The sequence below is a fragment of the Deinococcus metalli genome, assembly GCF_014201805.1.
Taxonomy (GTDB): Bacteria; Deinococcota; Deinococci; order Deinococcales; family Deinococcaceae; genus Deinococcus; species Deinococcus metalli.
Window position 1 is genome coordinate 54685 of record NZ_JACHFK010000015.1, and the last position, 24845, is coordinate 79529.

Consider the following 24845-nt stretch of genomic DNA (forward strand, 5'->3'; position numbering starts at 1 on the left):
TCAGGCGGGGGTGGGCTGGGCAGTGGGGGACTGGGCGGTGGGGAACGCGGTGGGCGGCGTGTTCCGGGACGCCGCGGTCTGCAGCAGACCGAGCGTGTGGGCGGCCGTGTGGAGGCCGGCGTCACTCAGGGCGTAGTGCACCCAGCGGCCGCGTCTGGTGGCCGTCACCAGTCCAGCGTCGGTGAGCAGGCGCATGTGGTGGCTGACGGTGGGCTGTGCGAGGCCCAGGTGCGTCACGAGGTCGCACGCGCAGACCCCGTCCGGCCCCTGGCAGCACGCCGGGGTGGCGGTCGCCAGGAAGTGCAGCGCCCGCAGGCGGTGGGGGTCGCCCAGGGCCTTGAACAGGTCGGCCGTCACATCGAAGTCCATGAATGTATGGTGCCCGATAGATCGAAGATTGTCAATGCGTCCAGGCGTGGGGTGCGGTCAGGACGCGGCGGCTCCAGCCCGCAGCTGCGCCGCTTCCTTGGTTCCGTGGTACGCGTGTTCCTGGGCCCAGCAGGCGGCCGCCTCGACGTCGTAAGCCACACGCCGGAAGGTCACGCTCCAGACATCGCCCGCTCCTTCCAGCAGCACCCAGCGCGCCAGGGGTGAGCCATCCTTCTGGCGGCTCACCGCCCCGGCGTTCACCACGGTCAGCGGCCCGAGTTGCCGGACGTGTTCCAGGTGCGAGTGGCCGACGATCACCACCCGCGCTGACCCGGTGTCGCCCAGATGCTCACGGACGTGGTCGTCACCTGCCCAACTGTCGCCGTCGCGCAGCAAGTATGTCCACGCGCTGTCTGGCGTGCCGTGCGCGGCCAGCACCGCGCCGTCCGCCAGCGTCACGCGGGTCGGCAGCGCCGCGACGTACGCTCCCGCGCCCTGTGGTAGCACCCCGTGCAGCCATTCCAGCATGGCGCGCTTGACGGTGGTCTCGGTCAGCGTCTCGCCCAGCCGCTCGTCCGTGTTGCCCCGCACTTCCAGAACCCCATGCCGGGCCTTGAGCTCCTGTTGCAGGATCCACGCGCCCGCCGGATCGGCGCCGCCGAACAGCTGATCTCCCAGATTCACCCAGGCGTCCGGGCGGTGCTGCTCGATGTCGTTAGCCACGGCCTCCAGGGCAAAGCGGTTGCCGTGCACGTCGCCGAAGACCGCGATCCTCATGCGCGCTCAGCCAGCCAGTCCTGGATCCGCGCGTCGATCTCGTCCCGCACCCGGATGAACACAGCGAGGCGCTCCTCATCGCTGCCGGTCGCGGCAGCCGGATCCTCAAAGGGCCATGCGAGGCGGTAGCGGGCATTCGGGAAGATGGGGCAGCTCGCCTCAGCCCGGTCACAGACCGTGATGGCAAAGTGAAAATGCTCGGCGATCATGGGCTTGACGCCCTTGGAATGCAGGTGGTCGGTGGGCAGGCCCGCGTCCTGCAGGGCGCGAACAGTCAGCGGGTTGACCTCGCCAGGCTCAAGACCGGCCGAGACCACGTCATAGCGGTCGCCGGCGCGGTGTTCCAGCAGCACCTGGGCCATCTGGGAGCGGGCCGTATTGCCGGTGCAGATGAACAGCACGCGGGGCTTGCGAAGGGACGCGCCGGTGACGGGCTGGGTGGGGACAGGCTCGGTCATGCGTGGTCTCCTTGCGGCGCAAATTCCTGCGCCCGGTGCGGATCCGCCTCGACGGGCTGGCGGGGGCTGAGGACGTGGTTCACGGCGACCGCCAGCGCGGCCCCCAGCAGCGGGGCGACCCAGTACAGCCAGTGGGCCGTCCAGATCCCGCTCGCCAGCGCCGGGCCAAACGAGCGCGCCGGGTTCATACTCGCGCCGGTGATGGGGCCGCCCATCATGGCCTCTAGGGCCACCACGCCGCCTACCGCCCAGGGCAGGCCGCTGCGCAGCGCGACCAGCAGCAGGACGACGGTCATGATCAACTCCATCACAAAGGCCTGCCCGGCGCTTCCAGCGGGCACGGTGACACCGAGGTTCCCCTTCATCCCAAACAGCGCGAGCAGCACGAAGGCCGCCAGCGCCGCCCCGACGAGCTGCGCGGCGACGTAGGGCAGCACCCGAGACCTGGGAAAACGCCCCGCCAGGGTCAGGGCAAACGTGGCGGCGGGGTTGATGTGCGCCCCGCTGATGGGGGCCAGCGCGGCGATGACCACCGTGACGGTCAGCCCGAAGGTCAGCGCCACGCCCGCGTGGCCCAGCGCGCCGGTCTGGGCGTCGACCACGGCGGCTCCGGGGCCGAAGAAGATCAGGGCGAAGGTGCCGATCAGCTCGGCCGTCAGCGCGCGGTGCAGGGGGACGTCCATTCAGGTGACCAGCACGGCGGGGCTGTCGTCATAGCTGGGCGGCGCCGGCTGGCCGTCCTTCAGGCGTTGCACGAACGCATCAAACTGAGTCCGGAGCTGGTCGCGCACCTGGCGCCACCGGTCGAGGCTGCCCCCAGAGGGATCGGTGAAGGGGTAGTGACGACGCTCGGTTTTCCCCGGATAGACCGGACAGGACTCGGCGGCGCTGTCGCAGACCGTGACCACGTAGTCGAAGTTCATGGCGTCCGGAACGTCATAGAGGGTCTTGCTGGTGTGCGCATCCAGACTGAGACCAAGCTCGACCATGACGGTCTTCGCCTCATCCTTGACGCGGGTGGCCTCGGTGCCGGCGGAATGGACGTCCAGATCGAGTCCGGCTCGCCGGGCGGCGTCGCGGGTCAGGGCCTCGGCCATCTGGCTGCGGGCGCTGTTGTGCGTGCACAGGATCAGGACACGGATCATGCCGGCAGCCTAACAGATCAAGCCAATTCATTATGTCAGCTGGAGGTCAAGGGGGTTGGTGGCTTCGGCCAGGGCCGGTGGAGGGTCACCCGCAGGAGTGGCCGACACACACCGCCAGATTCAGGGTCACCGAGGGCGAACTGGCCGCCAAGCGGGAAAAATGGTTCCGGCCCTGAGGTTACCCCGTTATCGAGTCGGCCCGGCTGGCGCGTTCGCTTCTGGCCGTGGTGACCTGCCTAGTGAAAGACCCGGCCCAGCTCGGCCGTGTAGCGCGCCAGCTCGGGCGCCGGCGCCCCGGCCGCCGTGGCCGCCCGCACCCGCTCACGCAGGGCGTCCACATCCAGGGGATCGGCCTGCAGGAGCTGGTTGGCGTACAGCACCACCCGCCGCTCGTCACCCCGCGTGCGGGCGTGCTCCATTTCCCGGCGCAGCTCGATGGTCAGCGCCAGCCGCGCCTCGTCGCGCTTCTGCGCCACCCAGTCCGAGTGCTCCACCCACGGCAGGAACTCTCCCCGGTACAGGGCCAGCGCCCGGGCCACCTCGTGGTGGGCGATGGCGGTGAGCAATTCTTCGACATCCAGCTCCACCGCCATGCCCGGCCCCAGGCGGTACGCCGGCGCCCGGAACGGCCCCGCGCACGTCACGGCCTCGGGGCCCAGCTTGTCGCGCAAGTCCCAGATGCACTGACGCACGTACCCGGCCCCGCTCTGGGCGTCCTTTTCGGGAAACAGGGTCAGCTGCAGTTGCGCGCGGGTCTGGTCGGGTTCCAGGGCGAGGTAGGCGAGCAGGAGCGGGCTGTTGGGGTAGGCGAAGCGGATCGCCTCGTTGTCTCGCGTGACCAGGGTGCGCCCCAGCGTCGTGACCCGCAGCCGCATGGCGCCGTCCTCGGGCAGCCTCGGCGTGCCTGCGAGGTGCGAGAGGCGGTCGAGCAGCGGCTCCATGTACGGAGAGAGCTCGGGTTCGAGCACCGCGTACTTCACCAGCTCGGACAGTTCTTCGAGGTCTGGCTTGACCTCATGCAGCGCGCGCAGGGTCAGCATCGAGGTCAGGGCTTCGGAGAGTGCTTTTGCCACATCTTCATGGCGCCCGAGGCGCAGTTCGGCGGCCCCCTGGTGCAGCAGCACCCGGATCAGTTCGGGGATGGCCCCCGAGTCGCGGAACATCCGGGCGGCCGTTCGCAAACTCTCGGCGGCCTGATCGTCCTGACCCCGGCGCCGGCGCAGCACGCCGTCGGTGGCCCACAGGTGGGCCGACCATTGGGCCACGGGCAGCCCCAGACCGTGCAGCAGCTCGGCGGCGCGGCCGTGCTGAGGGCGCAGGCTGTGGTGCTCGGCCAGCCGGGAGGTCACCCACACCCGCAGGTGGTGATCCCCCAGCGCGTCGGCCACGGGAAGCAACGTTTCCAGGGCCGCCGCGTACTCCGCGTAGGCCCCGCTGAGCCGCCAGAGCTCGGCCTCGCTGAACGCCAGGTAGGCGGCCAGGCGCGGCGATGGGGAGAGCACGAGCAGTGCCTTCGCCCCCGCCAGGGTGCCCCGCGCGGCCTCCACCTCGCCGTCCTTGACCTGCAGGTCGAGCAGGGATTTGAGCGCGCTCAGGCGCGGGGCAGAGTCGGGCGCGACGGGCAGAGCGCGGATGGCCTCGGTGAGCAGCAGCCTGGCGCGGGGCGTGTTGCCCAGCACCGCGTGCATCTGCGCCAGGGACTGGGTGACGCGGGCGGTCAGCGCGTCGTCTCCATACGCGACATACCCATGCCAGGCGCGCTCCATTTTCAGCAGCCCCTCGTGAGTGTCGCCGGCCGCGAAGGCAGCCGCCCCCCACCAGCGCAGGGCGCGCAGCTGGAGTTCCGGGTCAAGCAGCGTGGGCAGGCACGCCTCGAAGTGGGCGCGGGCCTCGTCGAACCGCCCCAGCAGCCGCACGAGGTTGCCGAACTCGACGGTGCCCTCGGGGTCACCCAGGATGGCCGAGCGCTGAAGGGGCAGTTCGGCCTGGGGCAGCTCGCCGCTCCTGAGCAGAGCGATGCCGAGGAGGGCGTGTTCTCGTGCCGTCCTGGCCTGACCCAGAAGGCCGTCGATGATCGTGGCGTACTGTCCAGCCTGCAGGGCGTCTTCAAAGGGCGTCATGGTCACGGTTTTCGTTCCTAAACGGGAGGCGGGGTACGGTGGGGCATGGCCAAGAAATTGATGCTGGTGCTGGTCGCGCTCGTCCTCTCCACCGCCCTCGCCGGCCCCCCGGACTTCGGACACATGAGAACGGCAGTTGTAGCGAACGGTTCCACGGACTTCGGAGACCGGTGACGCGGCCCACCCAGCCCCAGCCTAGCCCGCGGCCCCTGCCCCACGCAGCGCAAGTGCGGACAGAGCCCCGGCCCGTGCGCCAGGCCATGCCGGTGCTCGGCGGCGCGCCGCTGGACTTCGGCGACCGCTAGGCTCAGCCCATCCCAGGGTGCCGCAAGCCGTCCTACAAGCGTCTGAGCGCTGCGAACGTAAAGGCACAACCAATCAAATTGGTTGTGCCTTACGTCTTGTTGATAGATCCGCTGGTTTTCCCCGGTGTTGCTCAGTATTTTTTTGCGGACTTCAAGTACAGGCCCATGCTGGCGCGGCCCTGTGCGCCCACCTGAGCACCGCGAACGACGTACCACTGCCCAGGAGTGTTGGACATGATGGCTGTGTCCGCCCCGGCGAACACGACGTTGCCAGTCATGGTCACGCCGGTCACGGGCAGGTAATACACCCGGGCCCCCAGCGCACGCAGCGGGGCGAAGGTCGCCGCGTTCTGCGCCGTGGTGAGCACGGTCAGCCTGGTGATGTCCCTGGATCGCAGCAGGCCCAGAATGCCCTTCTGGAAGGTGGCATTGGGGAAGGTGGCCCCCACCATCATCACCTCGCCGCGCACCAGCCTGAGCACAGCGGCAGGATCTTTGACCAGCGCGGGTTGGGTCGTTTGTGCCTGGGCTGGGGTGGCCAGGATCAGCACCAGGGGAAAAGTCAGAAACGTTCGCATAGTCACCTGTGCATGGAGTCGGCGGTGTGAGTCGGGCGCCGCTTCGGGGTCGTCGGCACGCAGCACGCGCGCTGCCGATTGCCGCTGCGGCCACGGCGTTGCTGTGCCCCTGGGGCGGGTTGCAGGCTGAGCGTTCCGCTGGGGCATGCCGGGCTCCTCAGCGAATCAGTGGCGCATAGTCAAAGGCTGGTTGGCCCTTCACACGGGGGATGTGATAACCCTCCGGCACGCTGCGCCAGTCGTAATGCGCCTGCATCCCGGCAAAGGGCAGTCCTGCCACATAGGGGGGCACCAACATGGGTTGAGGGAGCACCGCGGTGCCTGCAGGGTAGTTCTGAATGATGCCGGTGGCGAAGTATGTGATGGGGCGCAGGAATTTGGCCGTCACCGGCTCCGGCAGGAGCGTGGTGTGCAGCGTATTGAAGGCCTGGAAGAAGGTCGTGTAGCCCAGGCGCTCCTGGAAGGCCGGATTGGTGGGCGGCAGGGTGCGCTTGAACTCTTCGAAGGCCCACAGTCCGGGCGGGCTTCCGAGGGCGTCGTGACGGCCGGGCAGCAGGTGGGCGCTCAGGCTGGGGCTGCGCCACGTCGACTGGAAGTAGTACGGAGAGCTGTTCAGGGAGTAGAGCTGCGTGCTCTTGCTCTTGAAGGCGTCTTGCACGAGCTGCGCGAGATCCGTGAATGGCTTGGGGTTGACGCCATGGTTCATGACCGGCGCGACCACCGCACCGTCGCCCGGAGTCAGGGTTTTCCAGGGCAACCCGAAGAAGGAGGGGTTCTTCTTGTTGAACAGTGCCGCCACAACGTCCTTTTGGTAGTCCAGAAAATAGCTGCCGTGCGCGCGCTTCACGGCCCGTTGCACCCGCTGCTGCGCCTGGTTCATATCAAAGTACAGCGGCGCAGGCGCGGCGGGGTTGGTGGCGTATCTGCGGTCGCCCTGTAAGCAGAAGGTGGGCACCCCAAATACGTAGAAACACGTGCCCGGCAGGTACATGAAGGGCACGTCGGGAATCGGGTTCACGTTGACGCCGCTGCAGCGGTCAGCCGGATTGGTCTGTGGCCAGGGCAGGTAGCTGTCCAGGTGCAGGGCGTTGTCGTGGGTGCTGAGCGGCACGCGGCCTCCGAGCAGCCTGGATTTCGGCAGATCCTCCTTTTCCACCGTGACCTTCAACGTCGCCTCGTTGGTCTTCAGCTTTGAGGACAGATCCACCACGCACTGCGTCAGGTACAGCACGGGGTTGTTCAGCTCGATCATGGCGTTCCAGTAGTAGCGGTCCTCGTACCGCTGCCACGCGGCGCGCATATCGGTTGCGGCCGTCACGCTCGCCGCGTCGGTGGAGTAGGGCACGCTCCACTCGATCTTCGGGCACGTACTGGGGTCGGTGGCCTTGGGTTCAGCCCGGGCCTTCTGGCACGCGGCCAGATTTTCCTCATGGGCCTGACGCAGCGACGTATCGGTGACGCTCAGGTAGGGAATGCGCCCTTTGGGTAGGGCTCCGGCCCGGAAATCCGGGAAATGGAACAGGTAGCGCTGGAGCCCGCCGTAGTCGGGCTGTTCGTCACCGGCATTCTTCTTCGCCTGCTCCAGTGTGCCGCTTGCCGGAGCGCTGGGCGTTGGCAGCACCCCGGGTGGCGCTGAGGCAGCCGGCAGGCTGGGGGCAGCGGTCGGTGACGTGGGCAGGGGCGGGAGCTGGGGAAGCGCTGCGCCTCCAGAGGAGGCAAGCGCGAGGGTGGTGAGCAGGAGCCGCTGCCGCAGAGTGGTCACTTCACCGCAACCTTGTGGGAGAGGGTGAAGCTGCGGGCGGGCCCGAGCGTCTGCGCCGTCAGGGACGCAGTGATTTCGCTGGGGGCGTTCTTCACGCGCATGAGGCCCAGAATGGGGGCCATGCTACTGCGGGGCAGCGTGACCGGCACCAGCGTCAGAGGAGTGCGGCCGTCCGTGACCTGAAAGGTGTTCACGTTAGAAAACAGTGTTCCGCCCGTCGGGCTGGTGAGCATGTACGCCACCAGAGCGTCGTTGCCATCGCGCCAGGCCGTGACCACCAGGGTGGGTGTCGCCGCCACCGGGCGGGCGGCGGCTGGGGGTGGCGTGACTGCGACGGGCCGCGTGGCTGCGGGGGGCGTCACGGGGCGCGTAGCCTGCACGGCGGCGGGACGCGGGGCGGGTGTGGCCGCCGCTGGAGGCTGTGCCGTCGTGGCCGTTGCCCTGGGCTGTGTGGCGGGTGCCGCCGTGGTCTTGGCGATGGCCGGTGCCTGGGCCGGGCGGACGCTCGTCGGTGATGTCGCGGACTTGACGGCTGGCGCAACGGGCGTGGGCGTGGGCGCGGGGGGCACTTTCTCCTCCTTGAAGGTCTGAGCCGCGCTCTGGGCCGCCAGGGCGTCCGCCGTCATGAACTTGTACACCCGCGTCCCGCTGGGCGAGTTCGCCACCTGGAGGCGAATGGGCAGCACCGTCTCGTCATCGAGAATCAGGTTGAGGTCGGCTCCCCCGGCCCCCACCAGCACATCAAGGAAGATCATCTTCCCGTTCTCAGCGCGGGACACTGAGAAGTTCTTTTGCTTGCTCAGCTCCATGCTGATGCCGGTGACTTCAGCACCCATCACCTGCACCGTCACCTGATACAGCGGCGAGACGACCACCGTGGCCGGGCGCGTGCTGAGCACCTGGTCAATGGACACCGTCCGGTAGTAGACGTCGCTGGTCGCGGCCTCAGAAGGCATGGCACTCCCGAGCAGTAAAGCCAGGGCGAGGACAGCGATATGCGGGGCCGAGTGTGCAGAAATGTTCATGCTCATAATTACACCCTATCTCGTGATCGTTTACGTGAAAAGCGGGGCGGTAGAAGTCAGGGCCGGCGGATGGCGCGCTCAAACGCAGCCAGGTCGTCGGCCAGATCGTCCACGTCCACCTGCGGCGCAGGAGACACAGGCACGTCGTTCTCCAGGTCAAAGTCGGTGGCCGCTTCGACCATCGGGGCATCGTTGAGCGTGAGCGCTGCCGATACCGGGCGTCTCGCGGGGGCCGGCGAACCGGCACCCTCTCCACCCACCGTCACCACCTCGGGCTCAGTCACCGGCGCGGCCTGCACCACCTCTTCCGTTGGCATGACCACTGGCGGAGTCCGGTGCTTGATGGGCGGCGGCTTCATCGTCCTGGCCACCTTCGCCTGGGGCAGCGTGAACGGCTCCATGCGGTAGCCCGCGATCATCGGAAATTCGTTGCTCTTGATGAGCACGTTGCCCAGCGAAACTTCTAGCACTTCGTCGGTGGTGATCAGCTCGCGGGAGTTGAGCCCTGTCGTGTCAGAACGGCCGCTGTCCGAGTTCTCTGAGGTGCGGTTGTCGCCGAACATGTACCGCCCGGAACTCTCGCTGATGTACTTCGCGGTTCCCGGATCCTTCGGCGTGTAGAAGACCTTCGTGTGAGTGCCGCTCTTGACCGTGTCTGCGCCGTCCTCACCGTAATTCTTGTCCAGTTGCGATAGCGCCTGCACGTACACCAGCGCGATCATGCCGCGTCCGGCCACCGTGGAAATCAAGTCGTCCAGCATCGGCACCGCGAGGCGTCCGGCCTCGTCGAAGACAAACATGATAGGTACAAATTCGCCGTTCGGTTCCATGTCGTAGCTCTTAATAATCGACTCAATAATGGCCAAAATGACGGCACCGAAACTGTGAACTGTGTACTTGAGGTCGCTCTCTCGGAACACCATGTACAGGCTGGTTCGCTTTCTCAGCAGATCCGTTGCCTTAAAATCAGTCCCGCTGGTCATGTTGATGATGCCCTGTGACATCAAGTATTTCATCTTGGCAATGAGATTGATCCAACTGTTATTGAGGAACTTATCATTGCCAAACCCTTCCCAGTTGTACTCGCTCGGCTTCATGCCCACGAAGAAGCTCAGATTGCGGTGAACCTCCGGATCCCTGCTCTCCTTCTCCAGCATCAGGCAAGCACGCTCACAGCCCATGCCCAGGCAGTCACGAATGAAGGGCAGCACTGGCACATTCTTCTCTTTGGCCACCATCATGGCAGCGGTCAGAATGAAACTGGCGCGCAAGGCAAAGGCCTTGTTGCTCCCGTCACCGTCCGGGTTGAGAATCGCTTCAGCCGTGGCCTGCAACTGCTCGGGCGTATCGCGTTCCGCGAAGGGGTCGAACTGGTTGCTGGGGGCACCCGTGCTCGGGTTCAGCACGTACACGTCCTGGTTCATCACCTGACTGCGGTAGCCCGCCGTCATGTTGTAGAACTCGCCCTTAATGTCAATCACGACCACGCTGCCGCGCCAGTTCAGCAGGTTCGACGTGGCATTCAAACCCTTCCCTGCACGCGTCGGCCCAACGAACAGCACGTGCCCCACCTCCTTGCGCCCGGCCAAACCAGCGCGCAGGCCCACCATCTTGTCGTAGGCATACCCCAGCAGCACCTCGTCTCCATTGAGCTGCTTCACCATGGCGTCTTTGATCTCGTCCGGCCTGGCCCAGTGCGCTTTGTACATCGCGCGAAACTTTGCATCTCGACCATCGAAAAACCAGATGCCAAACACCAGCATTCCCAGCGCAGGCGCTAGCCAGACCAGGCCGCCGCTCAAAACGGCATGCAACCCCAGCGCCACTGCTCCGTAAAACGACAGCAGGCGCAGGAGGAACCAGTGATAGTGAATGATCATTCTGCGAACTCCTCCATCAATGCGGGCGCGCTCCACCGTCTCGGGAGGGTCATTCCTTCGGCCTGACGACCCTCAAGGTGTCTTTGGGCTGCCTGCTGCTCTTATCGCGCCACTCGTCCATGCGCCCGGAGTCCACCCGCGCACGTCGGTAGAACCACTGCTCAGGACGCCAGAACCGCGAGTAGCCGACAAAGGTCAATCCAAGAACTGCGTTCGTGTGCAACAGCAGCAGCTCCCACCACGGCACACCCCAGGCATTCATGTAAGCGCGGCGGCAGCTCGCTTTGGTCACACAATCCGAGATGTAGTTCAGCGGCTCCAGCTGGACGCCGTAACGGGCGTGGTACTGCTCCTGAATGCTCTTGAAGAGTCTCGTCCAGGCCTCGGCAGCGTCCGAATAGCCCGTCATCAGTGACGCGGCGATCAGGGCAAGTCCAATCATGAAGAGCAGGCGTGGGCGCTGGTCAACGTGCATCATGACCGCACCTCACATCTCCATTCCGAACGAAGCCTGCTGCTTCTTGGTGTTTTCCTTTTCACGATCCTCCTTCCGAGAGCCGCCTCCGTCCTCGACCCCCTGCGAACTGACTTCGCGTTTGGCTTCCAGCCATTTCGTGAACGCCTCCTGCCGCTGCGCTTTCCAGAGCTCCTCCTTCATGTGGCGGTCGTGATCGAAACGCATCTCCATGACCTTCGCCTGGACGTCGCCAAACTCGCGTAGATCCTTGAAGTCGTCACGGGTGAGCTTGCCGTCGGTGAACACCATGGCGTGTGCGTGGGGATGCTCCGTGTGTCCCTTCTCCCCGGCATGAGCCACAACGAAGAAGTGGGTGTATCCGGCAGCGGTCAAGGTTCGCGCCGCCCACTCCTGGGTCGTCTCATTTCCGAAGTTGTGATCTGGGCTCATCACCACACGGTAAGCATATGGGAAATGTTTGCAGCTTTCACCTACAAATTTATGCACGTCATCGGGATCCATGACCTCCTTCCCATTGAAGGCCTGCCGATGTGCGCCGTCTTCTCCGGGGCGAAACATCATGTAGTTGGCGGAAGCGAACGCCTTTCCTGTTCCTGCCGCACTCGGCCCGCGCGGGCCGCCTACGCGCACGTAGTTCGCCTTGATCACCACCCGTGTCGTTGGGCCGCCCCCGCGCCGCGCCGCACGCATTTGAATCCGCTGCACCTGCGCTGCACGCGGGGGTGAGGAGCGAACCTCCTTGCCCCGCCCCAAGCCGTTACTCATCGCTCAGATCCTCCTCCCTCACGCCCTTGCGGCGCAGGTTTTTCACGGCCGTCTTGTACGCGTGATCGCGCAGGCCGGACAACTGATTGACGTCGTATCCGTTGTCCTCCTTGTACTTGAATAGGGTCAGTCTCGACGCGATATTGCTTTCGACCGCCGCGTGCACCATCACCAGTCGCAGGTCTCGCAGATGCCGGTCAAACAGGCCCGTGAGAATGCCCTCTAACCTCGGCATCAGAAAGGTGGACGCCAGCTCGGTCTCCTGCTGCCCCAGCGCGAGCACCAGCAGCTCCTCCACCATCTGCGACCGCGTGATGCCGTTGGACACCGCCAATTTGTCTATCTGCTCGCATACCGTTGTCTCCACACGAGCACTCACCGAAATCCTTGCCATACCACAAGCATACAAATCGTAGACGAAAAAACAAGTCGTAGACGATCATTTCTCGTTCTAGTATGCAGAAATGTTCCATCGTAGACGTCTCTTATCCTGCCCTAACCCCTCTGCTCCCCGTAGCACCGCTGGAGGGGAGCGTTCAGAGGGGTTCCATGCAGTCGCCTCGTCCCAGGCGCCCCACACCCACGACACCGCGCTCGCCTAGAACGGGAGGAATCCTGGCCCAGGAGACCCCAGCACGGGCCCGTGCCTTCGCGCTCTGATTGAACGCCGATCTCGCAACCCGCCTTCTGCCCCGCTGCTGCTGGTGCTTGCGCTGGCTGGTCTACCGGGTGATTGGGCCAGGCCAGAGCAGAAAGGCACACGCAACCCCACCATGTGCCTCTCTGGGGGAAGTGACAGGCTTACTTGCGCTTGCCTTTGCGGTTGCCCGTGCGTCGGCGGAACTGTTCAGCCAAGTCCTTCATGCTGACGCTGCCGCTGAGGATGGCGTCTTTCGTGGCGAATGGGGACAGCCGCAGGGGAGCCGAGGTCTGCTGCTCCAGCCACGCCTGAAACTCGGCGGTGTTCTCCACGGCGTACTCCCGCTCCGAGGCCGTCTTCCTCGCGGGTCGGCTGTGTTCACCCCGGCCGACGTACTCCATGTCGAAGAGGTGATTGACAGGAGCGCCGTCGAACACGCCGATGCGTATGGCGTTCTTCAGGTTGATGATGAAGCGCTGGCGACGGTCACTGGGAATGTCAGCGATGAGGTCAGACAGAAAGGCGACGGGGGCCGGTCGGGTGTTCACTGCGCTGGTCATGGCGACATGGTACGCGGAATGAGGTGGGTTCCTCAAGCCGGATGAGCAGGGTTATGTTTGGCGCTGCCTCTCAATCTCCACACAGTATGTCTAGAACGTTTGCTGTCTGACGCAGTCTCAATTAGAGTAGATATATGGGAAATCTTCGCATAGTCTTGGTGAGTGGTTTGTTGCTGATCTCAACTGATGGAGGTGCGGCCTTCGCCCAATCGCTCACGGTAGCCTCCCGAGTAACGGCCAATCTGCTGCCGGTTCTTGAAGCCGAAGAGGTCACCCCCGTACCCCAGGCCTCCGTCTGTACTGCGTTGGCTTTCCGCGCTGACCCCGACGGTCGGCCCGTCATTCCAGCCGGCGCACGACTGCTGAATGCGGGTATTCCCGAGGATGAGATTACGGACGCCGTGCTGGAAGGGCTGTCGCTCGCGTTCACAGGCTCGGGCCTGAAGCTTGGCAAAGACCTGGTGCTGCTGACAGGCAAGCTCGCGTGGGTGCCGCAGGGAGATGCACAGCTCATGGTGGCCACGTTCGAGCGCGGTTCCTTCGTCGGGTTCTTCGACAGCCACACACAGAATGTGCGGGAGCGGTTGCTGTTCGGCGTTTCAGGGACGCAGGTCTGTCTGGTTCCCGGCTGATGCTCGTGGTGAGGGCGGCCGTGGGCGTGGGCCTCTCGAAAGCGGCCCGGCCTACCCCTCCCGTGGGGCAGATTCACGCGGTCTCCGGCTTCCAGCTCCGCACCATGCCGTGCACGTCCCAGACCTTCACCAACTGCGGTTCGCAATCAAAAGCGAGCCTTGTGGGGGATGACGGTGGCCGGGACGCCCCGCCCAGGCAGAACATGACAGCACTGTCATCGGCTTGTCCGTGGCGCCCTCCGGGTTGCAGGCATGCCGGTGTGTTGCTGGTCAGGTCACGCACCTGCGCTCTGATCGCCCTGGGTGTGCCGGAGTCGACTGTGCCGTACTTCCGGGTGGTGACGGGCGGAGACGAGGAAGGAGGTACGGGTGGCGCGGGTGCTGGGACGCTCGCCATAACGCGGCGGCCCAGTGTGCACCACCAGCGAACCAGTGATGACTGTGGTCAGCCGAGCGGTTCTCGCTCTGACCCCGTACATCCCGTCATTTCTGAGGAGATCTGGTCAGCGTTTGGGGGAGATCGACCATGATCCGTAGGCGCGCCTGCGGCCGCTTCGACGGCCGAACACTGACCAGAGCGTGTCCACATCGTCCCTCTGTGTGCGGCCACCGCTGGCCGGCAGTCAGGCAGATGGATTCAGGCCCGCCGGATCCGCCCGGTACAATGGTGCCATGCCCCCCAAAGCCGTGCGCCCCGTTCCCCTGCCCGGGGACGCCGGGATGACCGGTCACGACGAACGCAACCTCGGCCGCCTGGGGCTCATCAGCGCCCAGAAAACCGTGCCGGCCACCCTGCGCACCTGGTCGCGGGCGGTCACGCTACCGGACGGCCGGCCCGCCTCCATCGTCTGCACCGTCTCCGAGGGCCAGACGGTGCCGCACGGCCTGGACAACGACGTGATGGTGGGCTTGATCAGCCTGTGCTTCGAGGCCGGGCTCCCCAGCGACGGCAAGTTCAGCACCAGCGCCTACCGGCTGCTCAAGGCCAGCGGCTTTCCGACCACCGTGCAGTACTACCGCATTCTGGAGACGGCCCTCAAGCGGCTGACCGATGCCAAGTACACCGTCAAGGAGGGCTGGTACCGGCAGGGCGCCCAGATGTGGAGCACCCAGATGTTCAGTCAGGTGAGCTACCTCGCCTACAACGCCAAGAGCGAGCTGGGCGGCGCGAGCGTGCTGACCGTGCGCCTGGCCGATCCGATCATGGAGAACCTGCGGGCCGGTTACATCAAGCCGCTCGACGTGGCCTTCTACACCAGCCTGAGCCAACCGCTGGTGCGGGCGCTGTACCGTCAGCTGGACGCGCGGCGCTTCGACGAGGCGCGCAGCGACGGCCTGGCGCCGGGCTTCAGCGTGGCCCTGCGCGACTGGGCCGACAGCCTGGGCATCCTCTCGGCACGCTCCGACAAGGTGCGCGACGCGCTCTCGGGCGCCCACAGCGAACTGGTGGCGCGGCACTACCTCCAGGACGTGGTGTGGCGCGGCCGGGGCATGGGCGCGGCGCTGGAGTACGTGTTCGGTGAGCCGCCCCAGACCCAGCGGCCCGAGCTGGTCGAGCAACTCCTCGCGCGGGGCGTGAAGCGGGGGATGGCCCTGCGCCTGACCAATGTCTTTCCTGACCGCATTGCGCAGGCAGCGGTGCGTTTCGACCACTATCTCAAGACTGCCCGCACCGAGGTGGGCAACCGGGGTGGGTTGATGGTGGCCATGGTGACGCGGCCAGAGGACTATGCCGGTCTGGACGCCGGGGCCGTCCCTGGGGCCTCGGCGGCGTCCCCCCGACCGGCTGGAGCACGTGCCGTGCCGGAGCCTGATCTCGTTCAGTTGGAGGCGAAGTACGAGGGTGAGGTGGCGGAGCTGAGCGGCCAGGCCCTGCTGGACTGGGTGCTGCGGCAGCTCAGCCTGACCGGGCTGCTCAGACGCCTGGACGCTTCCGAGCGCAGCCAGCTGGGCGAACGGCTCACCCAGGGCCAGCTCGACGGCCGGCAGCTCGTGCGGCGCTCCATACAGGCGCTCAGCCAGGGCCAGCCCGCTCAGGACGCGGTGTATCAGGAAGTGCGTGACCTGCTGCGGGACGCCTGGACGCCCTCCCTGACGCCTTGACCGGGTGTCGTAGTTTGCGGGGGAAAGGGCGGCGGGAATCCTCGTAGTTTGCCGGGGAAGAAGTTCAAAAAGAGCGTCTGAGACGCTGAGCGCGACACGAGCAGGGCAGGCTCGTAGTTTGCGGGGGAAAGTGGGCAAAAAGGCTCGTAGTTTGCGGGGGAAAACACGCCTGAGAGGGAATAAGACCCCTCCTTTCTCTCCGGTCAGACTCGTAGTTTGCGGGGGAAAAAGCTCGTAGTTTGTGGGGGAAGGGGTGGGGGTCAGGCTCGTAGTTTGTGGGGGAAAATCGGGCCAAAAGCTCGTAGTTTGTGGGGGAAATCCTCGTAGTTTGTGGGGGAAAATCGTAGAATTTACCGTCCTGCATGCGGGGAGATACCCTCCTTGATGATGATCAATCAATTCTTTTAAAGCTTTTACTTCTTAAAAGATCATCACTCAAGTGGGCCTGGCGGCAACCGCATCGGGAGCAGGCGGACGGTCAGGGCCCCGCAGACGTGGCCGCGTTCTGGGTGTCTGACGAGGATCTGGTCGCGGCCGTGGTGTCCTGGCCCATATCCTGGAGCCGTCCATGACCTCCACCTCCGCCTATCCACGCCTATGCCCGCTGAGCGCCGACCCGTTAGCCCTGCCGGACGCTGACTTCCTGCCCCTGCTGGAAGTGCTGCGCGGCACCCAGGTCGTGGGCCTCGGGGAGCCGACGCACGGCACCCACGAGGCCTTCGTGCTCAAGCACCGCCTGCTGCGCCTGCTCGCCGACCGGGGCCTGTTGCGTGTCCTCGCTTTCGAGTGTGCGGCCGGCCCTGCCGAACTGATCGACGCTTACGTCCGTCACGGTGAGGGCGACGCCCGGACAGCCCTGCTCGCCCAGGAGTACTGGATCTGGGAGACCGCCGAGGTGCTGGCCGTGATCGAGTGGCTGAGTGCCTACAATGCCCGGCTGCCTGAGGCCGAGCGCGTGCGCTTCGTGGGGGTGGACGTTCAGCGGCCTGCGCGCGTGGCCATCCGACTGGCGGCCCTGCTGCTAACACACGAGCCTGACCTGCGCCTGGCCCTGACCTGTCTCGCCGCCGAGGAACTTCCGGCCACCGACGCTCCTGAGCTGGTCGACGCCCTGCGTGCCCTGGAGACGAGCCACCCATTGGCCTATATCCGGCACGACGCCCGGCATCTGCGCCGGCATGCCGAGGTGTACCTGGACGAGCGGAATCCCGAGGGCCTGGGGCGGCGCGACCGCTTCATGGCCGAGATGTTGCTGGAAGCGCTGACGGAGGAGGGACTGACGGTGCTGTGGGCGCACAACGAGCATGTGGCGGTGAGCGAGGACTTCTTCGGCAGTCCGGCCCTGGGCTATGTGCTGCGGGAGGCGCTGGGGGAGGGGTACCTCTCGCTGGGCATGCTGTTCGGGGAAGGAGAGCTGCGCGCCAAGTCCCTGACGGCACCAGGGGGCGTGCTGGGACGGTTCAGGGTTGAGGCCCCGAAAGCGCCATTTGTAGAGGTGGAGTTCCTAAACGAGAACTCCGCCGTGTTTGATCTGATGGGGACGGCGACGCCCCCACGCCTTCGGCGTTTCCTTGGCACGCGCTATGACGAGGTGGCCTGGCGGGCGCAGCCGGAGGCGTTTCAGGTGCTGAGGCCGCTGAGTGACTTTGACCTACTGGCGTGGTGGCCGCGCACCACGGCGGCGGCGGAACTGCCGGATGAGCGCGAATGCCGCGTGTAGGGGCGCTCCATCTAAGCGCCAGCCCCACTCCTGCCGCTCATCCCCCACCGCGCCCCCTCACCCCGCCAAAGCACAGGCTGGAGCGCGGCACCGATAGCTTAGGCGGTCGCTTGCAGGGTGTTGAGGACGGCCAAAGCCTAGTCCGTCAAATTTGCTCACGGCCAAGTTTTTGTTCCCTATAATGTTCTCAATCTATGACACTTATATTTGACCACTCATCTCAGGGCACTACTGGCCTTAAGTTCAGGAAACCGACTGAAGGGCCAGAATATGAGATGGTTCGCAATTTCATTGAGCATTCTCTGCCTAAGCCAAATAGAAATCAGGATTTAATCGTTTTAGTGGAGCCTCGATTTAACGCGGGCGCACCAGATGTCGTGGCGGTCTATTGGAATAGATCGAAACTCGGTGACTTTTCGCATCGAAGGTCTGTTCTCTCTAAGAAAGATATTAAAATTATGCAGTACATAATGCAAAGCAGCGGCGCGGATTTGGAAGATATAGTAAGCACGTTTAGTCATGACTGTAAAAAATCTATTGATAAACTGATATCTGAAAAAATGATTTACCATAAAGGGAGGAAACTTTTCGCCTACTCAAAGATGAAAAAAGGTGTTATAGATAGAATATTGACCATAGAAGCGAAAATTCATGATTGGCGTGGCGGAATAATACAAGCCAGTAACTACTTTTGGCTCGGTGAGGAAGTTTATCTATTAATTAGAGAGAACAATAATAAAGATAAAATAATTGACCAAGCAAGGATATTAGGTGTCGGCGTAATATTTAACGGAGAACAGATGAAGCATGTTGGCACCCACGATTTAGTTCCAACATACGGATACTGGATGATGAATGAAATGATTCTCTTCTCAAATGGTAAAGTGAACGCATGATTTTATCAGCTAGCGATGTTGAATCTCTCTTCGATGACGTCTCAAATGCTATCTATCTGACCTCCGGCGGTCAAAAGGCGGTCTATACCATCTCACATTCACAGTTTGGAGATGTTATATTAAAGCTGTTTGAATCCGGCTCGGACATACAAAGAATCGAAAGAGAGATTAAGGCAATGACATTAATGGCTATAAAAAATACGCCCAAAATTTTTGAAAGTGGCGAGATAACGACAACTGTTGGCACAGTATTTTACGTGATTGAGCAAAAGATCAGTGGCACTACTTTATCAGAAAAGATAAAAATAGAGGGTAGTCTGAAGTTTGATGAAGTGATTCCATATGCTCATGCGTTGTTGGATATATTAGCTGAAGCTGAATCCAAAAATATAGTGCATAGAGATATTAAACCAAGCAACATTATGATTGATGATGCCGGTGCTTTATGGCTTTTTGATTACGGCATAGCAAGACATTTAGAAATGGATTCTCTTACAAATACTAGTGATGTAATGGGAGCTTCAACACCCGGATATGCACCAGTGGAGCAGTTTAGAAACCGAAAAGGAGAGATAGATTCACGATCAGATCTCTTTTCTGTTGGAGTTACGCTATATGAGTGTTTGACCGGAGGAAACCCATATTACCATAATGCTAAGGGCCCATTAGACGTTTTGGACAAAGTGGAAAATGAGCGCTTACCTAAGCTCTCTGGTTTTACATCGGACGGTGAATTTGAAGATCTTATTTATGAATTAACGCAGCCTACTCAAGAACACAGGCCGATTTCTGCTGCTGACGCTGCCGAATGGATCAACCAAATCATGGAAAAACTGTGAAATTAGCACTCCAGTACGGATGGGGTATGAAGCAACTCACATTAGATTTGTTGGCCCACTGGGGGGAGGGTCTAGTAATTCTGAGTCCAAGAGACGTCAAAGAAGAGGTTATGCTTAGACTCAGCAAACAAATACACAAAAAGCGAGGTGAGGTTTGTTTTGACCCACAATTCTACTTACCTCACTCCGATCTGAAAAAATTGAAGGATTATTCTTTTTGGCCCTCTACTTATGATACTATGGCTTTTTGGTCTTCTGGACAACTTGATCGTTTAGTTATAGATATCTTGAAGAAAAATGCTGAATTAGATACTAAGTATGTAATATTACCTGGCCTATTAGCTCCTAGGGTTGATGTAATGTGGCTGAAATATCAAGAGATGATAAGAGAGTCTGCAAAAAAGCATCAAAAACAAGAAAAAATGTTAATGACTATTGCTCTAGGCGGTAAGGCGGTAAGAGACGATTCGCAAATACAGGCGGTTCTAGACGCTTCGAACAAATGGGACGTTGACGGGTTCTACGTAGTTTTGGAGCATCCAGACAGTAACTATATAGTGAGCGACGAGACTTGGATGACGAATGCTATGGAGCTTTGTGCTGGACTAAAAGTTAGGGGCAAAATAGTAGTCTTTGGATACTCGAACCAACAGATGCTATCTTTGGCATGTGCGAATGTCGATTATATTTGTTCAGGTAGTTGGATGAATGTTAGGGTGTTCCCGCAGGATAAATTCATGGAAAGCGAGGCGGAATTCAGAAACAAATCTATATGGATCTACTCCCCAGATCTTTTCAGTGAATTTAAGGTAAATACTCTGGATGCTGCGAAAAAATCGGGGTTAATAGGGGCTATATTGCCGAAACATCCGCATGACGTAGAACCAGGCAAAAAAATATATATTGCGACGCAACCTTCACTCATTGCCGAATTCAACATAGCATTCTTTTACTACCTTGATCGTTTGCGAAATCAGGCAGAAACCTTGAAGTTGGCTACATTTGATACAACGATGAGTAATTACTTGGCTAAACTTGATCATGCAAGCACTCAAGTTACGTTATTGAAAAGCTCTGGTATAAAATCTGCCCCTAGAGACATTTCACTAGGTCAGGAAGCCGTTGTTGATGCGCTTAATATGCTAGTACTTAGAAGAAGAGGGCAGCTAAAGCGCAAATGGTGATAATTTACGCCTCCACCCAATCCTCAACCGGCGGGCAGCTGCACACGAAATTCCTGTCGCCGTACACGTTGTCCACTCTATCCACGCTCGGCCAGTATTGCCATTGCTTCTGCGTGCCGGTCGGGTAGGCGGCGGTCTCGCGGCTGTACGCCCGCGTCCACTCCTCCTGCATCAGGTCGTCCTGGGTGTGAGGCGCGTGCTTCAGCGAGCTGTCGGCTGCCGCGATCAGCACGTCCTGCACATCCTGAATCTCGCGGCGGATGCCCAGGGCTTAGCTCGTCGGCATTGATACCCATCAGCAACAGTCTTTTGCATCCGGGAGCTGCCCCCTCAGTCCCGATACCCGTTCACCCGTTTCAGTCCTCTAGGGTAGGGGAGACCGCGGGGATGGGCGACGGGCCGCAGGATGGCCGATTCGGGGGTGCGACTAGCAGCGGAACAGGAATCCGCCCTTGTCACTCGGATTACAATTCAATCTATTCAAAATACGCCTGCACGGTGTCAGGATCGCGCAGGGGACGCAGTCGGCCCTGGGCAATTTCTTTGGGGAGTTTGAATTCGCAGGGGTCAAGGCACGATCCAGCAAATTTTCAATCCTGAACGAAAATAAGACCTGGGGAGGGCTACCGGGGAGTGCCCTCACTGGAAGGGGCCAGCTCACTTCCAGTCAGCCTGGGCGGGGCAACCCATCCCACGATGCCCTGACCACAAACTTGCGACACTCGGGGCATGACCGCTCAAGCTGCGCCGCTCTCCATCGGACACCTGGCCGCCGAAACCGGTGAAGGGGTCAAGGCCCTGCGCTACTGGACAGACCTCGGCCTGCTGAAGCATGGGCGCACCGCGAGCGGCTACCGGACGTAAAGCACCGAGAGTGTCGAGCGCGTGCAGTTCATCCGGTCCGCCCAGCATGTCGGATTCAGCCTCAGCGAGATCGCCCGCATCCTGCGCGTGCGCGCAGACGGCCACAAGCCGTGCGCGGAGGTGCACGAAGAGTTGCGCGTGCATCTTCAGGCGGTGCGGCGGCAATTGACCCAGCTTCAGGCGCTGGAAGCGGAACTCGCCGGGCGGCTGGCGTATGCCCAGACGCACCCTGATCCCGAGTGCGATTCCCCCGGCTGCGTGTACCTGAATCCAGCGGTCCCTTGACTCTCCCCCTGGGGGGAGACTTTAGCTTCGGGCATGGAATCCAACTGCTGCGCCCCCGAAGTCCACGACGCCACGGCCTGTCCGGCCAGTGGCATCCGTGGAAAAGCGGTGCCGCTGATCACGCTCAAGGCCCTGCTGACCCCGCCTGCCCTGGCGCGACTCACGCCGGAAGAGACCTTCCGGCTGTGCCCGGACCCGGTTTGCGACGTGGTGTACTTCAGCCCGTCTCAGACCTACGGCACGGGAGATCTCAAGGTGCCGGTCTTCCAGAAGGATCAGGCGGCTGGAGTTCCGGTCTGTTACTGCTTTGCTCACACGCGGGCTGACCTTGAACGGGCCGCAGTGACAGGCACGGGTCAGGCGCTGGAGGCGTCGATCCGCGCGCACGTGCAGGCCGGGCGTTGCGGGTGCGAGGTCAACAACCCGCAGGGCAGTTGCTGCCTGGGCAATGTCGTGACCGTTCTGCGGAGTCTGAACCGCCAGGAGCGAACATGACGCGCTACGACGCCGTGGTGATCGGCGGAGATGGAGTGTTGAGCGCGGGTGCCGCTTCTGGTAGTCGGGCTGTTGTTCCTGGGACGAGCGCTGTAGGCACGCCGCCATTCGTGAAGGTCTCCTACGTTTCAGTTGCGCTGGCAACGCTATGGCCGCCCTTCCTGGTCTGCGGCCCCACCGCTGATTTCGGCGGAGCGGAGCGTGGTTTGAAAGTGCTGGTGTCTCAGCCGTTTGTGGATGATGGCCAGATTTGCGCCGCCGTTCACCAGTTCTGTCGCTCGGTTGTGCCGGGGCTGATCCAAGGCGCAGCGTTTCCCCTCCCTGCCTGAGCGGTGCATCCAGCCAGCCCTCTGGGCGCATACAAGAGGTATGCCCATCTTCTCCGCATCTGCCCTTCCCTCTGGGCTTCATGCCCGGCAAGGGCAGTCGGTGCGGCAGACTGCGGTTATGCCCGCCACCCTGCCGACCGCTCTGGATCATCAGCGGTTGATCGCGCAACTCCAGCAGGGGCAGGACGGTGCCCTCAAAGCCCTCTACGACGCTTTCGCTGGCGTGACCTACCGTGTGTGCCTGCGGATGCTGGCCTCTCCAGAGGACGCCGAGGAAGTCCTCCAGGACGCCTTCCTGCGCCTGGAAGCGCAGGCTGGGCGTTACGATCCGGCGCGCGGGACGGTGCAGACCTTTGTGCTGACCATCGCCCATCACCTGTGCCTGGAGCGCCTGCGCGCCCGGCGCGCCCGGCCCCAGGCCCGGGACGGCGCGCTGTGCGATCCAGCCTTTGATCTGCCAGCATCCGCTCCCAGGCATGACCCCCTGGATCAGGCCCTGATTGAATCCGCCCTGAGCGCCCTGAACGCGTCAGACCGGCAGCTTCTTGAGGACATGTTTTTCGGTGGGTTCACCCACGCCGAACTCACGGTCCGCACCGGGCTGCCCCTGGGCACCGTCAAGAGTCGCCTGCGCCGCGCCCTGCTCAAACTGCGTGAAAGGATGCAGCCATGACCGCCTACGGCCATCCCACGGACCTGCTGCCCGGGTACGTCCTTGGAGATCTGGACGGGTCTGAGGCCGACACGGTCGAAACCCATCTGGCCGCCTGTCCCGCCTGCCGCGCCGAGGTGGCCCGGCTGCGCGACGCGCTGTTCTCGCTGGCCGACGATCTGCCCGGGGCGGCCCTGCCGGACAACGCCTGGGACCGCATTCAGGCCCGCCGTCTTATCGCGACTCCTGGCACCAGCAAGCTCTGGCAGCCAGTCGGCAGATCACCCCACGGCCAGCGTGGACGCTGGCCGTGGCTGGCCGCCGCCGCTGTCATCGTGCTGGCGCTGGGCACCATCGGGACCCGCCTCATGACCGCGCCGTCCCAGCAGGCCACAGTCCAGCAGTGGGAAGCGCGGGGCGCGTCACGGCTCACGCTCGCGTCACGGGACGGCCAGGCATTTGGCACCCTGCTCGTCCGCGCAGACGGGCAGGCCCTGGTGGTCCTCCTGACTCCCGCGCCGGACGGACAGGTGTACCAGGCGTGGGGCCGCCAGACCGACGCGGTGCAGGCCAGGAAGCCGGTCAGTCTGGGCTTCACCGGCGGAACCGTGATGCAGGTGGCCTGGCGGGGCTACGCGTCCGTGGGCATCAGCGTGGAACCCGCCGGGGGCAGCCCGGCCCCGACCCACCCGCTGGGCCGTGTCACCCTGCCCGGTGGATGACCAAGGGCGGCCCACACGACTCCGTGTGGGCCGCCCCGATGTGGGCGCTCAGCCCTTGGTCATCTTGACCGGCGCGCAGATCGGCACGACGCTGGGGTCGCTGGCGTAATGGACGTTGAGGTAGGCCCCCTGGTCACCGGCAATCTTGGCCATGTCGCCCGTGACCGCCGTGGTGGCGTTGCCGCTGGCATCCGCCGTGAAGCCCGGGAAGCCGAGGGTCACTGGGCCGTTAGAGGCGCACGGATCGGTGTTCGATTCCGGTCCAAAGGCGTGGTAATGCGCGATGTAGGCCTTGTTGGGCGTCAGGCCCGTGAGGGTCAGGGTGGTGCTGACCATCCCGTCCTTGGTGGTGGCCACGGCCTTGCCCATGGCCGTGGGGTCAGCCGCATTGGCCTTGTGCTTGAAGGTGTAGGTGCTGCCCCCGGCCCCCATCATCATGCTGCATGAGCCGAGCAGGGCGGTGGCGGTCAGTCCCAGAACAATCTTGTGTACAAACATACGTTCCTCCATGGTGCATTGACTCCGCCTCAGCGGTTGGTCACCGTAATTGCGGCGCTCATGCCTTCGTGGTACGAGCAGTAATAGGTGTAGGTGCCAGGCGTTTTAAACGTGTAGCTGTAGCGGTCCCCTGGACGCAGGTCCGGTGAGCGCAGGTCAGCCACCTGTACCGACAGGACGTTGTGCGTGACCTGCCCAGTATGAACCCAGGTCACCGTGGTGCCCGCCTTGACGCTCAGGGTGGCAGGCTGGAAGCGGTTATCGGCGATGTTGACCGTTATCGCCGTTGCTGGGGACGCGGTACTGGCTGGCGTGGCAGCGGTCTTCAGGACAGCGGCACACAGGGGGATGTCGGTCAGATCAGACGCGGTGTGGACGTTAACGTAGGCCCCAAGGGTGCCGCGCACACGTGCGGGATCGGCCCGCAGGCTCACGGTGGCCTGGCCCCGGGCATCGGTCTTGAAGGCCGGAAAGCCCAGGGTAATGGGTCCGTTGGACGCGCAGGGTTCGCCCCCGCCCGCTCCCAGGGCGTGGTAGTGGGCCACATAGGCCGTACTGGGCATCAGGCCGCGCAGGCTCAGCACCGACAACGACTGGGCCGCCGAGACCGTGCGGACGCTGAGCTGCCCAGCCGCCTGGGCAACTTTGCCCACCACGGTGAAGGGAAAGACCTGGCTTGTCGGAGCCTGGACGGGCTGGGTCTGAGCCGCCGCAGGGGTCAGCAGCAGGCCGGGCAGCAACATGGAACGGATGAGGCTCAGCAT

At 63.0% G+C, this 24845-nt stretch carries 29 protein-coding genes and 1 pseudogene; 13 read left to right on the top strand and 17 right to left on the bottom strand.

Annotated features, from left to right (window positions below):
• The 6 genes from HNQ07_RS21085 to HNQ07_RS21110 form a co-directional block, all read right to left on the bottom strand.
• Entirely contained in the window at positions 1 to 369 is a 369-nt protein-coding gene (locus tag HNQ07_RS21085; protein WP_184115520.1) for an ArsR/SmtB family transcription factor, read from the bottom strand.
• A 57-nt stretch (positions 370 to 426) separates the two neighbouring features.
• The gene (locus tag HNQ07_RS21090; RefSeq protein ID WP_184115522.1) at positions 427 to 1146 is read right to left on the bottom strand and encodes a metallophosphoesterase family protein; all 720 of its coding nucleotides are present in this window, start codon (positions 1144 to 1146) and stop codon (positions 427 to 429) included.
• A complete protein-coding gene (locus HNQ07_RS21095; protein WP_184115524.1) occupies positions 1143 to 1604 on the bottom strand; it encodes an arsenate reductase ArsC in 462 nt (153 codons plus the stop codon). The genes HNQ07_RS21090 and HNQ07_RS21095 overlap by 4 nt, the downstream gene beginning before the upstream one ends.
• On the bottom strand, positions 1601 to 2287 hold the full coding sequence (locus HNQ07_RS21100; protein WP_184115526.1) for an MIP/aquaporin family protein: 687 nt from the start codon (positions 2285 to 2287) through the stop codon (positions 1601 to 1603). The genes HNQ07_RS21095 and HNQ07_RS21100 overlap by 4 nt, the downstream gene beginning before the upstream one ends.
• The gene (locus HNQ07_RS21105; RefSeq protein ID WP_184115529.1) at positions 2288 to 2749 is read right to left on the bottom strand and encodes an arsenate reductase ArsC; all 462 of its coding nucleotides are present in this window, start codon (positions 2747 to 2749) and stop codon (positions 2288 to 2290) included.
• 236 nt (positions 2750 to 2985) lie between these two features.
• Positions 2986 to 4869, bottom strand: coding sequence for an AfsR/SARP family transcriptional regulator (locus HNQ07_RS21110; RefSeq protein ID WP_184115609.1), 1884 nt, complete (start codon positions 4867 to 4869; stop codon positions 2986 to 2988).
• Between the two features lie 45 nt (positions 4870 to 4914).
• Between HNQ07_RS21110 and HNQ07_RS24250 the strand changes: the two genes are divergently transcribed.
• Positions 4915 to 5043 carry a hypothetical protein gene (locus tag HNQ07_RS24250; RefSeq protein ID WP_260323224.1) on the top strand — a complete coding sequence of 43 codons (129 nt, stop codon included), beginning with the start codon at positions 4915 to 4917 and terminating at the stop codon, positions 5041 to 5043.
• 262 nt (positions 5044 to 5305) lie between these two features.
• Here the strand turns inward: HNQ07_RS24250 and HNQ07_RS21115 are convergent, their stop codons facing one another.
• The 8 genes from HNQ07_RS21115 to HNQ07_RS21150 all read right to left on the bottom strand — a co-directional run bounded on the left by HNQ07_RS21115 (position 5306) and on the right by HNQ07_RS21150 (position 12862).
• The gene (locus tag HNQ07_RS21115) at positions 5306 to 5899 is read right to left on the bottom strand and encodes a hypothetical protein (RefSeq protein ID WP_184115531.1); all 594 of its coding nucleotides are present in this window, start codon (positions 5897 to 5899) and stop codon (positions 5306 to 5308) included.
• A gap of 10 nt (positions 5900 to 5909) precedes the next feature.
• A complete protein-coding gene (locus HNQ07_RS21120; RefSeq protein WP_184115533.1) occupies positions 5910 to 7514 on the bottom strand; it encodes a hypothetical protein in 1605 nt (534 codons plus the stop codon).
• On the bottom strand, positions 7511 to 8470 hold the full coding sequence (locus HNQ07_RS21125; RefSeq protein ID WP_184115535.1) for a hypothetical protein: 960 nt from the start codon (positions 8468 to 8470) through the stop codon (positions 7511 to 7513). Before HNQ07_RS21125 ends, HNQ07_RS21120 begins: the two co-directional genes overlap by 4 nt.
• Before the next feature lie 125 nt (positions 8471 to 8595).
• Positions 8596 to 10419, bottom strand: coding sequence for a type IV secretory system conjugative DNA transfer family protein (locus tag HNQ07_RS21130; protein ID WP_184115537.1), 1824 nt, complete (start codon positions 10417 to 10419; stop codon positions 8596 to 8598).
• A 49-nt stretch (positions 10420 to 10468) separates the two neighbouring features.
• Positions 10469 to 10897, bottom strand: a complete 429-nt coding sequence (locus HNQ07_RS21135) for a hypothetical protein (protein WP_184115539.1) — start codon at positions 10895 to 10897, stop codon at positions 10469 to 10471.
• A gap of 9 nt (positions 10898 to 10906) precedes the next feature.
• Positions 10907 to 11662, bottom strand: a complete 756-nt coding sequence (locus tag HNQ07_RS21140) for a hypothetical protein (protein ID WP_184115541.1) — start codon at positions 11660 to 11662, stop codon at positions 10907 to 10909.
• The gene (locus tag HNQ07_RS21145) at positions 11655 to 12056 is read right to left on the bottom strand and encodes a hypothetical protein (protein WP_184115542.1); all 402 of its coding nucleotides are present in this window, start codon (positions 12054 to 12056) and stop codon (positions 11655 to 11657) included. The genes HNQ07_RS21140 and HNQ07_RS21145 overlap by 8 nt, the downstream gene beginning before the upstream one ends.
• Positions 12057 to 12463: 407 nt before the next feature.
• Positions 12464 to 12862: a hypothetical protein gene (locus HNQ07_RS21150; RefSeq protein WP_184115544.1), complete on the bottom strand. Its 399-nt coding sequence runs from the start codon at positions 12860 to 12862 to the stop codon at positions 12464 to 12466.
• 134 nt (positions 12863 to 12996) lie between these two features.
• Here HNQ07_RS21150 and HNQ07_RS21155 point away from each other — a divergent pair, with 134 nt between their 5' ends.
• From HNQ07_RS21155 to HNQ07_RS21180, 6 genes are all read left to right on the top strand, one after another.
• A complete protein-coding gene (locus tag HNQ07_RS21155; protein ID WP_184115546.1) occupies positions 12997 to 13494 on the top strand; it encodes a hypothetical protein in 498 nt (165 codons plus the stop codon).
• Positions 13495 to 14166: 672 nt separating this feature from the next.
• Positions 14167 to 15597, top strand: coding sequence for a replication initiator protein A (locus HNQ07_RS21160; RefSeq protein WP_184115547.1), 1431 nt, complete (start codon positions 14167 to 14169; stop codon positions 15595 to 15597).
• A 568-nt stretch (positions 15598 to 16165) separates the two neighbouring features.
• Positions 16166 to 17317, top strand: coding sequence for an erythromycin esterase family protein (locus tag HNQ07_RS21165; RefSeq protein WP_184115548.1), 1152 nt, complete (start codon positions 16166 to 16168; stop codon positions 17315 to 17317).
• A 194-nt stretch (positions 17318 to 17511) separates the two neighbouring features.
• On the top strand, positions 17512 to 18213 hold the full coding sequence (locus HNQ07_RS21170; protein WP_184115549.1) for a hypothetical protein: 702 nt from the start codon (positions 17512 to 17514) through the stop codon (positions 18211 to 18213).
• The gene (locus HNQ07_RS21175) at positions 18210 to 19052 is read left to right on the top strand and encodes a serine/threonine protein kinase (protein ID WP_184115550.1); all 843 of its coding nucleotides are present in this window, start codon (positions 18210 to 18212) and stop codon (positions 19050 to 19052) included. Before HNQ07_RS21170 ends, HNQ07_RS21175 begins: the two co-directional genes overlap by 4 nt.
• 26 nt (positions 19053 to 19078) lie before the next feature.
• Positions 19079 to 20236, top strand: a complete 1158-nt coding sequence (locus HNQ07_RS21180) for a hypothetical protein (protein ID WP_184115551.1) — start codon at positions 19079 to 19081, stop codon at positions 20234 to 20236.
• A gap of 4 nt (positions 20237 to 20240) precedes the next feature.
• Here the strand turns inward: HNQ07_RS21180 and HNQ07_RS21185 are convergent.
• Positions 20241 to 20504 (bottom strand): annotated as a pseudogene (locus HNQ07_RS21185) (hypothetical protein); the annotation flags it as partial.
• 461 nt (positions 20505 to 20965) lie between these two features.
• Here HNQ07_RS21185 and HNQ07_RS24255 point away from each other — a divergent pair.
• From HNQ07_RS24255 to HNQ07_RS21210, 6 genes are all read left to right on the top strand, one after another.
• Entirely contained in the window at positions 20966 to 21100 is a 135-nt protein-coding gene (locus HNQ07_RS24255; RefSeq protein ID WP_229782271.1) for a MerR family transcriptional regulator, read from the top strand.
• Positions 21101 to 21121: 21 nt separating this feature from the next.
• On the top strand, positions 21122 to 21385 hold the full coding sequence (locus tag HNQ07_RS24260) for a MerR family DNA-binding protein (protein WP_229782270.1): 264 nt from the start codon (positions 21122 to 21124) through the stop codon (positions 21383 to 21385).
• 33 nt (positions 21386 to 21418) lie between these two features.
• Positions 21419 to 21880: a putative iron-sulfur cluster-binding metallochaperone gene (locus tag HNQ07_RS21195; RefSeq protein WP_184115552.1), complete on the top strand. Its 462-nt coding sequence runs from the start codon at positions 21419 to 21421 to the stop codon at positions 21878 to 21880.
• A complete protein-coding gene (locus HNQ07_RS21200; RefSeq protein ID WP_184115553.1) occupies positions 21877 to 22209 on the top strand; it encodes a hypothetical protein in 333 nt (110 codons plus the stop codon). The genes HNQ07_RS21195 and HNQ07_RS21200 overlap by 4 nt, the downstream gene beginning before the upstream one ends.
• Positions 22210 to 22327: 118 nt before the next feature.
• Positions 22328 to 22882 (top strand): RNA polymerase sigma factor, encoded by a 555-nt coding sequence (locus HNQ07_RS21205; RefSeq protein WP_184115554.1) that lies wholly within the window; start codon positions 22328 to 22330, stop codon positions 22880 to 22882.
• A complete protein-coding gene (locus HNQ07_RS21210) occupies positions 22879 to 23583 on the top strand; it encodes an anti-sigma factor (RefSeq protein ID WP_184115556.1) in 705 nt (234 codons plus the stop codon). Before HNQ07_RS21205 ends, HNQ07_RS21210 begins: the two co-directional genes overlap by 4 nt.
• 48 nt (positions 23584 to 23631) lie before the next feature.
• On the opposite strand, the gene HNQ07_RS21215 is transcribed toward HNQ07_RS21210, so the two are convergent.
• Positions 23632 to 24081 (bottom strand): CHRD domain-containing protein, encoded by a 450-nt coding sequence (locus HNQ07_RS21215; protein WP_157451516.1) that lies wholly within the window; start codon positions 24079 to 24081, stop codon positions 23632 to 23634.
• A 29-nt stretch (positions 24082 to 24110) separates the two neighbouring features.
• Entirely contained in the window at positions 24111 to 24845 is a 735-nt protein-coding gene (locus HNQ07_RS21220) for a plastocyanin/azurin family copper-binding protein (protein WP_184115558.1), read from the bottom strand.